Source organism: Labilibaculum filiforme, from assembly GCF_002843315.1.
Taxonomy (GTDB): Bacteria; Bacteroidota; Bacteroidia; order Bacteroidales; family Marinifilaceae; genus Labilibaculum; species Labilibaculum filiforme.
The window spans coordinates 182,571-196,346 of sequence record NZ_MVDD01000001.1 but is presented as its reverse complement, the minus strand read 5'-3'; the positions used below and the strand labels follow the sequence as shown (position 1 = coordinate 196,346).

Sequence of the window (13,776 nt, the reverse complement as noted above, 5' to 3'; positions counted from 1 at the left end):
CATATGACTACACAAGATCCAAAGGCTTCAGATTTTAAGGATATTTCAGTAGAAGATAAATTGCGCACAATGTACGAAATGCAGTGTGTTGATTCTGAAGTAGACCAAATTAGAACGCTAAGAGGAGAGCTTCCACTAGAAGTTCAGGATTTGGAAGATGAAATCGCAGGTCTTGATACTAGGATTGCCAACCTTAATAATGAGGTAAAAGATTTAGTTGAAACTGTTGCGAAGAAAAAACAAGAAATTAAAGAAGCTGGATTACTTATTAAAAAGTACGAAGCTCAACAAATGAATGTTCGTAACAATCGTGAATTTGATTCTATTTCAAAAGAAATTGAATTTCAAAATTTAGAAATTGAATTGTGCGAAAAAAGAATTAGAGAATTTACTTCCGAAATCGCTAATAAAAAAGCTGTAATTGAAAACTCTGATAAAGTTTTTAGTGAAAGAAAAGCTGATTTAGAAGGTAAAAAAGGGGAGCTTGATGCAATTGTATCAGAAACTCAAATCGAAGAAGAAAAATTGGTTGCTTCTTCTGCATCGTTTAGAAAAAAAATAGAGCCAAGATTGTTAACAGCTTATACTCGTATTCGTTCAAATGCAAGAAATGGTCTTGCTGTTGTAACTGTTGAGCGTGATGCATGTGGTGGTTGTTTTAATAAAATTCCACCTCAACGTCAGATGGATATTCGTTCTCGTAAAAAAATTATTGTTTGTGAGTATTGCGGACGTATTTTGGTAGATCGTTTTATTGTTGATTACGATAACAGTTTAGAGGAAGCTGAAAAAGCAGAACTAGCTGAAAAACCAAAAAGAAGAACTCGTAAAAAAGAATAGTACTATTCTTAATAGGATATAATAAAAGCTGTTTCCATTTTTTTGGAGCAGCTTTTTTTGTAGGAAATAAATTAGGGAGAAGAGTTTTTCGCTGAAGAGTTTATTATTTTAGAAACAGAATTAAAATTTGTAGTATGAATTTGTCTTTGTCCGAATTGAAAGGTTTGCAAGAGAAAAGAGAATCGTTTTATATCTATTTTTCAGCGCCTTCTTGTGGGGTTTGTGAGGCTTTATCACCAAAGCTGAGAGGAATGATGCAAGAGCAGTTTCCTAAGTTAAAAGCTTTTTACATTGATTCTTCTCTGCAACCAGAATTTGCAGCGCAATTGGGTTTGTATACCAATCCTGGTATATTGGTTTATCTGGATGGAAAAGAAGTTTTACGAAGAAGTAGGTCTATAGGGGTATCGCAAGTAGAAGAGGAGATAAGACGTACCTATGAGCTTCTTTTTAATTAGAGACGCCATTATTATAGCGTCTCTTTGTATCTTATTGCTTAATAAACTCCAGTACGAAGCATTACCAACGGACAAGCCTCTTCTGTTTCTATGCCTAAAGCGTTTGCTTTGCGATAGAATTCAGGATTTTCTGTTCCAGGAGGAAATAAAATTCTTTCCGGTTTTAAACCAATAATATAATCGTAATACGATTCTTGATTTTTTGGTGAAAGGTAAACTGCAACAGTTTCCACTTTACTTGCAAAAGGTTGACCAAGATTTATTTTTACATCGGCAATTTTTCCTTCTTTGTTGCCAACAGCAATGGTTTCAATATCGTGCTCACGCAATAGGCGTACGCATTGATTTGAATATCTTTCTTCATTTAAACTGGCACCTATAACAACTGTTTTTCTCATTGTGGGGCGAATTAAATATTTATATATCTATATAAAACAAATATAGCAAAATAGAGAAATTATCAGATATAGAATGGACAAGAATACTAATTTATTTTTCGCAAAAAAAACCTTCCCGAAATTACTTCGAGGAAGGTTTTTAACAAATTAAAACTACTGAGTATTCTTATTTTTGGATTAAAACAGTGGCATATGCTGCAATACCATCTTCGGTACCAACAAAACCAAGTTTTTCCGTTGTTGTTGCTTTTATAGCTAAGTCTTCCAATTCTATTCCCATTACATCCGATAGCACTTTTTGCATTTCAGGAATTATGGGTTTAATTTTTGGTTCTTGTAAAGCTATGGTTGCGTCAATATTTCCAATCGTAAATCCTTTTTCAGCGATCAAACCAACCGTTTCTTTTAGTAGGATTTTACTGTCGATATTCTTAAAATCATTGGAGGTGTCGGGAAAATGATATCCTATATCGCGCATGTTGGCAGCGCCAAGCAAGGCGTCGCAAATGGCATGAATTAATACATCTCCATCCGAATGGGCAATGCAACCTTTCCGATGTGTTAATTTTATACCTCCCAGCCAAAATTCCTCTCCTTCGGCTAATTGATGAACGTCATAGCCAAATCCTACTCTAATTTTCATGTTATTTTAGAATTTTATCGATATTGGCAGTAAGCGTGAATCGTAAAGTGTTTTTTAAAGGGTTATTTTGCGAGGAAGGAATCAAGTAGGAAAAATCCAAATCAAACATATTTAATCTAACGCCTAATCCAGCAGTAAAATATTTTCTGTTCCCTTTATCTTCGTGCTCGTAATAATAGCCTGTACGTAAAGCAAATTGTTCTTGATACCAATACTCTAAACCAAGTGACCAAGTCATTTCTTTAAATTCTTCACTCATTCCACCTGGAGCGTCGGAGAAAGAGCCAAAAACACCGCTCATTACCGATTTGTTGGAGGTTTGTCCGCCAACAATAACAGTACCATTATCTTCGCCATCTTGTAGCGAACCATTGGCTGGTGTTGGAACCAATAACTTATTAATATCAGCAGCAATTGTAAGGGAATTGAAATTATCTAATTCAAATTTAAGAGCAGAACCAAATCTAAGATTGGTTGGAATAAATTCCTTCTCATCGTCGGTAGTATAGCTTATTTTGGAACCAAGGTTGGAAATATTCAATCCCCAAGACCAAAGTATTTCTTTTCGGTTTTGTTTAAATTCTTTTCGATAGTAAACCGAGATGTCTGTTGCAAAAGCGTTACCAGCTTGAGTTTCTACCCCAGCAACATACTGTGCCTGGGTAAGATCAGAGCGAATATATCTAAAAGCAATCGATCCGGATAAATTATCGGTTAATCTTCTTGAATAGGCAATGTCGAAAGCCCACTCATTCGGATTTCTTGAAATTGGAGTTGCGTTTTCACTTTCTAAAAATATTATTTCACCTAAAGTAAAATAGCGAAGCGATGAGGCAAGAACCTGATTTTTATCTAAACGATAGTAGCCGGTTAAATAGGCAAGGCTCATGTCATCAACCAAGTCTCTTAACCAAGGAGTGTAGGAGGCTGCAACTCCGTACTTGCCATCGATCATGGCAAATTTAGCTGGATTCCAATGCATCGAATTAGCATCTGGTGAAGTTGCAACACCAACATCACCCATTGCTCCTGCTCTGGAGTCGGGAGTAATTGTTAGAAAAGGCACGGCTGTTGAAATGTAATTGGCACCTGAAGTTGAGGTTTGCGCCCAACTTGTTTCCATGTTTGCAAATAGCAAAGTGGATAAAAGGCATGTGATTAAAGTTAGTCTGTAATTCATAATAATTTAATATAATGGTCTGCAAATATATTCAATTAACTGTTAAACTTTCTTTTTATTACTTTAGGATTACTAATTTTTGAAATTTATTCACCATTTTTCCATCATCGGCCCTTACTTTTACGCGATAAAAGTATACTCCACGGCCAATAGAATTGCCAAAATCGTCTTTTCCATCCCATGGAATGGGGCCAACACGATTTCCCGATGAATTTACACTAATCTCTATAGTTTTAATTAATTTTCCAGATATAGTGAGAATCTGAATTAAAACATCTAATTCTCGGGAAGATTGATTGTGCTCAAAATAAAAACCGGTATTAGTTGTAAATGGATTTGGATAATTTAAGACATGTTTTAAAATTAAATCTGCATCATCGGCAACTATAAATTCAAGTTGGTTTTCCGATGAATTATTAACATTATCCCAAACTTTAACTTGAATTTCATGTTCACCTGTCTCTAGGTCTGAAAGACGATAGCTAATTTTGCCTTTTTGATAATTATCCAGATCTGATTCGTAGGAATCATTCAGAATTATTGACTGATCTGTTTTTTGGTCGAGTATGGCAGTAATATCATGACCAATGGAATTGCCAAGGGTATTAATGCCACTTGAATCTTGGACAATTGCTAATAATAGGGGAGATGAGCTTGTCATTCCACCTGGAGTAAATTGCTCATCGTCCATATAAAGTTCAATTTCAGGACCAATTTTATCGTTATTTGCATCAGGATTGGTTCCTCCAATTACAATGCTGTTTGTGTATCCTGCAGCATCGGAATTTAAGCTATTGGCATAGTAAGAAATTTTACCATTTCCATAATTGTAGTTGATATCTTTAGGGACGAAAAAACTAAAAGTAAAGTTACTATTGCTAACACTAGCTTTTCCTTTAAACAGAACGCTGTTTTGTTCAGTATACTCAAAAGGATCACCATCATTTCCTCTTGTTGTTTTAATACTTGCTTTGTCGTAAACCGTTGGGTAAACGGTTCCAGTAAAGTCAGTCAGGTTCTCACCTGTGTTTGCAATTATTTCGCCCGAAATAGTCACCTTACTTAATGCTTTTAAGGTATCGGTGGGTTGACTGATATTGATATTATTGATTTGAATCGTTTTGGCGGTATGTTTGGGGTAATTTAATCTTAAAGCAGGATCGCCAAGTAGTGTAAAATTTCTTTTATTTATTCCCGAAGCAGTTTCATTCTTTGTTTTTCGCATAATATCGCCCAAGCGGAGGTGATTGCCATCGGAATCTTTATCAAAAACATGGTGGTAAAAGTTCTGGTTTAAACTAAAATTAGGCGACGAATATACCAAGCGGGTGGTTGTAAAAAGACCAATACCGCCACCATCGTTACGAAGAAGAATCATTTCTCCTGAAGATAGTTTTTTGTAATTGTCAAAACGGCTGAATTCGCAAGTTGCAGTCATGAATAGTGGAAGTTTTGTAGGATTCTTCCAACTTAAAATATCATCGAGCATTAAAATGTGCTCGTGTCCCAGTCCGTTTTCGTTACCATGCCCTGTGTAGTTCATGATTAGACTTCCTTTATTAATACTATTGGCGATTTCTACATTCACATCAGGGTATTCCTGTCCGGCAGAATTAGTGATCTGTTCATAATCGTCAAGAAAAATTCGTTGAACTTTAAATTCCGGATAGTTTGTTTCTACCTGTTCAGCCAATTTATTGGCATCTCTCATGTGGGTGTTATTGTCTTCATCATCGCCAATAAAACAAATTAAACTTCGCCAATCTCCAAACTCTGTATTGTTGTAGTTTAAAATTTTATTGCTTACAATTTGTGCTTCTTCGGTTGTGTTTACGGGGAAACGACCAATGCCAATATCTACTAAACCACTAGCTTCTCCTTCTTCATCGTCTAGCAAGCCAAAAAAATCATCAGTAACAAAAGATTGGGTTGGAATTAAAGAGTTTTCGGATTGATAGGTAAGAATTTGATTGGTATTGTTTTCACGATCCGATTTATTGTCGAAGGAGCCATCACCAAAAAGCAATAAGTATTTAGGCATATCTAGCTCACTACTGGATCGATCGTATAACATTTTTACAAAATTTCGAATAGCGCTTACGTCGGGAGATCCAGATGAAAATTCATTATATATTTCTTCTGGATCAATAACACTAACCTTTAAATTATCTTTAGTTCGATGAAAATCTGCTATTTTACTGGCGTAAGATGAAAACTTTGTCGGACTAATAATTAGCATATCGGTTGGAGCTATAGCATGTAAATTTTGATTTTGAATAGAACCAAGGTTAATTGGTGTTGGAAAATCGCCATTTGGGTCAATAGCGATATATTCTTTTAATAAATTGGCATCTGCAATAAAGGAGGTGCTACTGTTGCTGTAATTTGTAACTATTGATTTTAAAGATGATGGAACAGTAACATCCCAAATTTGAATTTTGTCGTTTGAATTTTGAAGTAAAAATAACGCATTGTTTCCTGCGCCAATGCTTTTTAAATCTCTAAATGCCATTTGATTAGTGGTGAAAATTAAGTTTCTTCTGGCGTTTATGCGAATATAATTTAACCATCCTTTCGAGGAAGGAGAACTTTTTTCATATTCTAAATCTAGATTAATATTGGCTGATGTAGGAATGAATTGATCGAATTTTTTTTCGATCATGCTTGCATAGCTGGATGTGTAACTTCCTGTATTTACCGAGGGAATCTCTACTTCTCCAATTAAATTGCTTTCGGAAAGAAGCTTGAATTGGGATGTTGATGAGGATCGGGCGACAAGATTGGTATTTATTTTTATTGGCTCTCCAGCAACTAAATTTGGAAAGGAAAAACTAAAAGTATAATTGGTAATTACATCAAAAGTAGTTCCAAGCCAAAGTCTTCCACTTTCCAAAAGATTGGTTTCGTCTTCATCAATTACAACGTAATCATCAAATCCTGTAACGTTTATATTGGAAGAGGGCAAAGAGGCTACCGATTGAATAAGTGTTGGACTTCCCATATCGGAACTAAGAAAATAGTAGGAGAAATCGGAATAAAGATGATTTTCGTGAATAAATTCATTGGAGGTTTCATCATATTTCCAGTTTTGTGGTCCTCTAGCATAAAAAAGAATGAAATCACCCGAATTAAAGATGTTATCACTTCCTTTTTCCATATAAATGGGATTGTTAGGAAGATCATCAAGACTAGTTGCTGCATTCATTTTTGGCAACATACCTCCTCCCGAACCATAAATTCGAATTGATTCTGGATTTGAAATCCCCATTTCAATTAACTGAGAATAGGTAATTTTATGCACAGCTGTTGTGTCAACCGAGATTTTTACCCATTTTCCCGATTTAAGAACAGAACTAGTAAGGTAATTTTTATTTTGAAGGTTTGTTTTTGTTTGATTTTTGCTTTGTAATTTGAATGAGAATCGAATCAATTTTTCCAATTGACCATTTTGTGGATTTTTTCGCAAGGGGATAAAGTTTATTTGTTGATAGGTTTGTTTTCGAATAGTACGGCTGTTAATGGAAGGTTTTATGTCGTTGGGAATGCTTTTATTTCGTAAAATTTGCCTTTCAGTGGAACTTAACAATTTAAATTCCGTATCAAATAACTCAACGGTGAATAATTCATTGGTTGAACCTGTTAATTGTAGGTGCGAATATTCTGGTAACCAGGAGTTTTTTTCATCCAAAGAGGCTCCGGTAAAAGTTAGCGTATTGATTTTTTCTCCATTCGGATAAGTAATTAGATTTTCAGACCAATCCAATTCGATTGAATTGGTAGTTTGTGAAAAAGAGCTGAAACTAGTAATGAAGAATAGGGATAGGATTAAATAACGCATATATAATGGCAGTAATTTTTGATTTTATTAAATAAATTACCAATTCCCGAGAATTGCAAACAGTGCAAAATAAGCAAAAGTTAAGACAAAGTCGAGCAAATAGATTAAGATAATAGGTATGATTTTGTTGGGGATAAAGGTTTTTGTTATTTTAAAGTTTGTTTTGTATCAGGCAGTTAGGAGTATAGAGGTGTTTTATTAATTGCTTATTCTACATTTAGTCTTTGTTTTGGATAGGAATAATTTGCTGAAAATGTTAAATAATTTTATAAAAAAGTAAAATTAAATACAATAAACTCTCTACTCTTTTAGTTATATTTGTTGAGTTAAGTATTTTTGAGATAAACTACATTCAATCTATTATGAAATTAAGATCGAGCATTATTCTCTTTGTTTTTGCAATTTCACTGATGATTTTACCATCTTGTTCGAAAGTGAAAAATCTTGTTGGAAAAGGAGAAAAATCTAAAACCACAGGTTGGGCTTATAATGAGCCTGAGAATGGAGGTTTTGAATATCATAGCGGCTTTCAGCAAGAAACAGGTCCTGGTCTGAAATTTGTTCAGGGAGGTACATTTACTATGGGAAGAACACAACAAGATGTAATGTATGATTGGAATAACGTTCCAAGAAGAGTTACAGTCCCTTCTTTCTATATTGATGAATCTGAAGTTCGAAATGTTGATTATTTGGAATATTTACATTGGATTAAGAGAGTATTCGTTTCTTACCCAGAAGTGTACCGAAAAGCATTACCAGATACTTTGGTTTGGCGCGATGAACTTGCGTATAACGAACCATACGTGAATAATTACCTTCGTCATCCAGCTTACGGAGAGTATCCTGTGGTTGGTGTAAGTTGGGAACAAGCGGTAGATTTTTGCGAGTGGCGTACCGATCGTGTTAATGAAAGAATCCTTATTGATAGAGGAATTTTAAAAGACGATCCAACACAGCGCGATGAGAATAATTTTAATACAGCTGCATATTTAGCAGGCCAGTACGAAGGTGCTGTTAATAAGAATCTTACAGATTTGAATCCAGATAACGAAGAAAGATCAGTTCGTTGGAGTGATGGTATGTTACTTCCTAAATATCGTCTTCCTTCCGAAGCAGAGTGGGAGTATGCTGCAACTGCATTAATTGGAAATTCAATGGATGAAAGAATTACCGATCGTAAGATTTTTCCTTGGAACGGACATTGGGTAAGAAATGATGAGAAAAAAGTTCGCGGTCAAATGATGGCCAACTTTGCTCGTGGACGTGGGGATTACATGGGTACTGCTGGTGCTTTAAATGATGCTGGTGATATTACTGTCCCTGTAAATTCATTTTGGCCTAACGATTTTGGATTGTATTGTATGGCTGGAAATGTTAGCGAATGGGTTGCTGATGTTTATCGTCCAATGTCTTCAGATGATATTGCTGAATTTAATCCTTATAGAGGTAATGTATTTAAAACTGCCGTGAGGGATGAAGAAGGAAATATAGCTGAAAAGGATAGTTTGGGAAGAATTCGTTATAGAAATCAAAAAGATGAAGAATTAGTAGGTCGTGAGAACTACAAAACTGCTGATAATAGAAATTACCGTGATGGAGATGTGGAGTCAAGTATTGTTTCCGATTATACATGGAATAATCCAGAACATCAGGCTGCAGGTTCAAGTCGTATGTACGTTCAAGGCAGAGGCCAAGGAGGAAGCGATTTCAGTTCTATGGTAACCGATGATTCTCGGGTTTATAAAGGTGGTTCTTGGAAAGATCGTGCTTTCTGGATGTCGCCAAGTGCACGTCGCTTTATGAATCAGAAAGAAGCTCGTGATGATATAGGATTTCGATGTGCAATGACACATGTTGGACATCCTGCAAATAAAAAAACGAAGTAGATATTCTTAAATATTTTTAAACCCCATCTCTAAAGGATGGGGTTTTTTGTTGGAAATTATTAATTTCGTTTTTTGAATTAAATCTGAAAAAGAATACAATGCAGTTGTCCAATATTTACCTTCATTTTAAGGAGCATCCAATAATCGTAACCGATACTAGAAAGGTTGTTTCAAATTCTATTTTTTTTGCTTTGAAAGGCGAAAATTTTAATGGAAATAAATTTGCGAAGGCAGCAATCGAAAAAGGCTGTGAATATGCTATTGTCGACGAAAAAGAGTATGCTGTTGATTCTCGTTTTATTTTGGTGGCGGATGTTTTAACTACATTGCAACATTTGGCGAGAGAGCATCGAAGACAATTAAATATCCCGATTCTTGCCATTACTGGTACGAATGGAAAAACAACAACAAAGGAATTGGTTCATGAGGTTTTGAGCCGTAAGTTTAAAACCGTTGCTACGATTGGAAATTTTAATAATCATATTGGCGTTCCTTTAACCCTACTTTCCATGAATGAAGAGACCGAATTTGGTATTGTTGAAATGGGAGCTAATCATCCGGGTGAAATTCGACAATTATGCGAAATTGCAGAACCAAACTATGGCATGATTACAAATGTTGGGAAAGCTCATTTAGAGGGGTTTGGATCCTTTGAAGGGGTGATCAATACAAAAAAAGAATTGTACGACTTTCTTTTGACTAATGGGGGAAAGGTATTTGTTCATTCTGATAATCATTACCTTACAGAAATGATGAGTGGACAGGATTTTATTAGTTATGGAAATTCTGAAGATGCATTTTCGAAGGCAAAGTTTTTGCAGGCGGAACCATATTTGGTTTTGGAAATTAGATCGGTGGTTGGCAAACTGTATATAAAAACAAAGTTGGTTGGCGCTTATAATTTCGAAAATGCATTGGCGGCAGTTACTGTTGGTAGGTATTTTAAGATTGATGAGATTGAAATTAAAGAAGCTTTGGAACAATACGTACCAAGTAACAATCGATCTCAATTAAAACAAACAGAAAAAAATATTTTATTCTTAGATGCTTATAATGCTAATCCAACAAGTATGAGAGCGGCTATTGAAAATTTTGCAGGCATGTCTCGTAAGAATAAGGTGCTTATTTTAGGCGATATGTTGGAGCTGGGAGCTGATGCCCAAAAGGAACATTTGGATTTGTTAAATCTGATAAAAGAGCGTGAATTGAAGTCGGTATTTTTAGTAGGGGATATTTTTTCGGAAGTGAATGTGGAGGAGAAGTTCAAAACATTTAAAAGTGCTTCCGATTTAGTTGTGGAGCTGGATAAAACAGAATTGCGTGATCAGTACATTCTGATTAAAGGATCTAGAGGGATTCGTTTAGAACAAATAATAGAAAAACTATAATTATGGCTATTGCTTGGATGTATTTGATTATTGCCGGATTATTTGAAGCCGTTTGGGCTATTGGATTAAAGTATGCAGAAGGATTTACCAAATTTTGGCCTAGTGTAATTACGATTGTTGCAATGGCAATAAGTTTGTACTTTCTGGCTTTGGCAATAAAAACCTTGCCTTTAGGTACTGCTTATGCTGTTTGGACAGGAATCGGAGCATTTACGACTGCTATTTTAGGAGTGGTTTTGTTTAGCGAACCAATTCACTTTTCCAGAATATTCTTTTTATTGTTGCTTTTGGTGTCGATAATTGGTCTTAAATTTACCGCGGCCAACTAATTAAGAAATTATATTTTTTTAGAAGGAAATGTCGGAAAAATGCTTCTTCTTTCTCAGGTAAAAATCAAAAACAATACTGTTTTTATACATTTCCTGATGATTTATTTTAGTCGCAAGAGGGCTTAGTCTTTTGCGTTTTTCCCTCATTTTAGAGAGCATAGCGTAGTAGGATAGATGAGCTTTGAAAACAGCAGCGAAATTTGAAAATTCACCACTTAAAAGAAATTTTATAGCTGCAATACCATCTAATATCATTCTTTGGAACAGAATGGTGCACAATTTATTTTTAGGTAAATTTTTATGCAACATAAATAGATTGTTGCGAAAATTTAAATAAAGTTTTCTGGAGCTATGGTTTGGTAATGTTGCTCCACCAACGTGATAAACTGTTGATTTCGGCTCAACAATTATCCGGTGGCCTTGGTTTTTAATTCGCCAGCACAAATCAATTTCTTCCATGTGCGCAAAAAAGTCACCATCCAATCCGCCAGTTTCTTTGTAAATAGAGGCGCGAATAAATAAAGCAGCACCACTAGCCCAAAAAACATCCAATTCCGAGTTGTATTGGTTGTTATCAGTTTCTATCTGATCGAGTATTCTTCCCCTGCAAAAAGGATAGCCTAAATAATCAATGAAGCCTCCCGAGGCACCGGCATATTCAAATTGAGTTTGCTGGTAATAAGCCTTAATTTTGGGTTGAGCTGCGACAATGCTAGAATCTTTCTCGAATTTTTCATAAATAGGATCCAGCCAGTTCTCTGTAACCTCAACATCCGAATTTAAAAGTACAAAATAGCGATGAGAAAGTTGCTCAAGAGCTTTGTTGTAGCCATTGGCAAAGCCGTAATTTTCAGTAAGTTTAATAATTTGTATAGTAGGAAATTGATTCTCTAAAAATGAAATAGAATCGTCACTGGAAGCATTATCGGCAACAATTACATCGGCCCATTCCCGATTCGAGTGAGCTACTACTGAAGGAAGAAATTTCTCTAACAAATTTCTTCCGTTCCAGTTAAGAATTACAATTCCAATTCTATTCATATTGTTCTTAACGAAGGTTACTCTTGTGATTTTTAAAATTTAATCTTCTTTTTTGTGTTTCCAACGTCGATGTGACCATAGCCAGTAAGCTGGGTTTTCTTTGATGATATCTTCAAGAACACGAGTGTGTTTTTCGCTTATTTCGAATTCTTTAGTTTCTTTTGGATTGTCAAAAAGAGGAATGAAATCAACTTCATAGTAGCCTCTTTTTATTTTATTCATCTTAATAAAAACAATTGCTTGGTCTAGTTTTTTCGCAATTCGTTCGGTGCCAATTAAAATAGCAGTGTCCTGATTTAGAAATTTAGTCCAGTAATTAATGCTGTTTTTATTAGGTGTTTGGTCGCCAAGAAAAGCAGTTGCAGTGTGTTTGTTTTCGTTACGATATCTCATCATGGTACGCAAAGTATCGTTCTTTGCCACAGGTATAGTTCCAAACCTTCTTCTTATTTTAAGAAACATTTGATCAAAAACCTTATTGTGAAGAGGTTTGTAAATTGGAAGATAATAGGCATCTTTCCAAAGAGCAAAAGAGGTTAGCCATTCCCAATTTCCATAATGACCTAATACCGTAATTACATTTTTATTTTGGGCTTTGTAAATATCAAAGATTTCTGGATTCAGGAATTTGCAACGTTTTTTCATTTCCTCTTCACTAATGGACCACATTTTAATTGTCTCTATAAATGTGTCGCAGAAATGACTGTAAAATTCTTTTCGAATACTACAAATTTCCTTTTCTGATTTTTCGGGAAAAGAATTATTGAGGTTTTCGGTAACTACCTTTCTTCGATAGCGAAGAATGTAATACACAATGAAAAATACAATATCAGAAAATATATAAAGAATTGGAAAGGGGAGATAACTGATTAACCGAACCAATCCGTAGATAATATAAGACAGAAATTTTATCATTTAGAGTAAGGATTTTTAATAATCGCTGAAAGTATAAAAAAAAACGACAGCTTTAGTTAATCATGTATTTATTAACAATATTTCTGAATTCGTCGTGAATGGATGCATTGCTGGCAATTATTTCCTTTCCAAAAATATAATCATTGCCTTTTTTAAAGTCGCAGACTTTACCACCTGCTTGCTCTACTAAAAACGATCCTGCTGCAACATCCCAAGCATGAAGACTATATTCGTAAAATGCTTCGAATCTGCCACAGGCAACATAGGCCAAGTCGGTAGCAGCAGAACCTGGTCTACGAACTCCGTGCGAATGAATAATGAAGTATTCCAAAGAAGCCATAAAGGTTTTTAATTGGTTGTAATCGTAGTATGGAAAACCAGTTGCAATTAGGCTGGAGTCGATCGAATTGGCTGTCGAAACAGAAATCGTTTGTCCATTTAAATAGGCTCCATTTGCTCCTTTCCAGGAATAAAAACACTCATCGAGGCTAATTTCATACACCACGCCCAGCACAATTTCGTTGTATTCTTGTAAGGCGATGCTAACTGCAAAAGGAGATAAACCATGAATGTAGTTGGTTGTTCCATCTAATGGGTCAATAATCCAATTGTAGTGCTCTGCTCGATGCGTTTCCGTTCCTTCTTCGGCAATAAAACCAGCATCGGAAAGAATAAGCTTCAATTCTGCAATAATTTTTTCTTCTGCTGTTTTATCAACATAGGTTACAAAATCGTGCATTCCTTTCACTTCAATACTATCCGATTTAATTTTACTTTGTTGCTCTTTTATGAATAAACCAACTTTTCGGGCAATGTCATTCGTTTTAAAACAAAGTTCTTTAAGATCGATCATGCTATTC

12 protein-coding genes are annotated in these 13,776 nt (G+C 35.1%); 5 read left to right on the top strand and 7 right to left on the bottom strand.

What is annotated here, in order from left to right; all coding sequences use genetic code 11:
• The first annotated feature begins 3 nt into the window (after positions 1-3).
• Both BZG02_RS00785 and BZG02_RS00780 read left to right on the top strand, forming a co-directional pair.
• Positions 4-840, top strand: coding sequence for a zinc ribbon domain-containing protein (locus BZG02_RS00785; protein WP_101259505.1), 837 nt, complete (start codon positions 4-6; stop codon positions 838-840).
• A gap of 134 nt (positions 841-974) precedes the next feature.
• Entirely contained in the window at positions 975-1,298 is a 324-nt protein-coding gene (locus BZG02_RS00780) for a thioredoxin family protein (protein ID WP_101259504.1), read from the top strand.
• Positions 1,299-1,336: 38 nt separating this feature from the next.
• Here BZG02_RS00780 and BZG02_RS00775 read toward each other — a convergent pair whose 3' ends face one another.
• The 4 genes from BZG02_RS00775 to porU all read right to left on the bottom strand — a co-directional run bounded on the left by BZG02_RS00775 (position 1,337) and on the right by porU (position 7,357).
• Positions 1,337-1,696, bottom strand: a complete 360-nt coding sequence (locus BZG02_RS00775) for a CoA-binding protein (RefSeq protein ID WP_101259503.1) — start codon at positions 1,694-1,696, stop codon at positions 1,337-1,339.
• A gap of 166 nt (positions 1,697-1,862) precedes the next feature.
• Positions 1,863-2,339: a 2-C-methyl-D-erythritol 2,4-cyclodiphosphate synthase gene (gene ispF, locus BZG02_RS00770; RefSeq protein ID WP_101259502.1), complete on the bottom strand. Its 477-nt coding sequence runs from the start codon at positions 2,337-2,339 to the stop codon at positions 1,863-1,865.
• Between the two features lies 1 nt (position 2,340).
• Entirely contained in the window at positions 2,341-3,519 is a 1,179-nt protein-coding gene (gene porV, locus BZG02_RS00765; RefSeq protein WP_101259501.1) for a type IX secretion system outer membrane channel protein PorV, read from the bottom strand.
• 58 nt (positions 3,520-3,577) lie between these two features.
• Complete coding sequence (gene porU / locus BZG02_RS00760; protein WP_101259500.1) at positions 3,578-7,357, bottom strand: type IX secretion system sortase PorU; 3,780 nt, start codon at positions 7,355-7,357, stop codon at positions 3,578-3,580.
• Between the two features lie 362 nt (positions 7,358-7,719).
• Here porU and gldJ point away from each other — a divergent pair, with 362 nt between their 5' ends.
• The 3 genes from gldJ (at position 7,720) to sugE (ending at position 10,960) form a co-directional block, all read left to right on the top strand.
• Entirely contained in the window at positions 7,720-9,243 is a 1,524-nt protein-coding gene (gene gldJ, locus BZG02_RS00755) for a gliding motility lipoprotein GldJ (protein WP_101259499.1), read from the top strand.
• 98 nt (positions 9,244-9,341) lie between these two features.
• Positions 9,342-10,631, top strand: coding sequence for a UDP-N-acetylmuramoyl-tripeptide--D-alanyl-D-alanine ligase (locus BZG02_RS00750; RefSeq protein ID WP_101259498.1), 1,290 nt, complete (start codon positions 9,342-9,344; stop codon positions 10,629-10,631).
• Between the two features lie 2 nt (positions 10,632-10,633).
• Positions 10,634-10,960: a quaternary ammonium compound efflux SMR transporter SugE gene (gene sugE, locus BZG02_RS00745; RefSeq protein WP_281253614.1), complete on the top strand. Its 327-nt coding sequence runs from the start codon at positions 10,634-10,636 to the stop codon at positions 10,958-10,960.
• An 18-nt stretch (positions 10,961-10,978) separates the two neighbouring features.
• On the opposite strand, the gene BZG02_RS00740 is transcribed toward sugE, so the two are convergent.
• From BZG02_RS00740 to BZG02_RS00730, 3 genes are read right to left on the bottom strand one after another with little or no spacing between them, the layout of a single operon-like run.
• Positions 10,979-12,001 (bottom strand): glycosyltransferase family 2 protein, encoded by a 1,023-nt coding sequence (locus BZG02_RS00740; protein ID WP_101259497.1) that lies wholly within the window; start codon positions 11,999-12,001, stop codon positions 10,979-10,981.
• A gap of 39 nt (positions 12,002-12,040) precedes the next feature.
• Entirely contained in the window at positions 12,041-12,916 is an 876-nt protein-coding gene (locus BZG02_RS00735) for a lysophospholipid acyltransferase family protein (protein WP_101259496.1), read from the bottom strand.
• A 52-nt stretch (positions 12,917-12,968) separates the two neighbouring features.
• The gene (locus tag BZG02_RS00730; protein ID WP_101259495.1) at positions 12,969-13,769 is read right to left on the bottom strand and encodes an inositol monophosphatase family protein; all 801 of its coding nucleotides are present in this window, start codon (positions 13,767-13,769) and stop codon (positions 12,969-12,971) included.
• Positions 13,770-13,776: the final 7 nt, after the last annotated feature.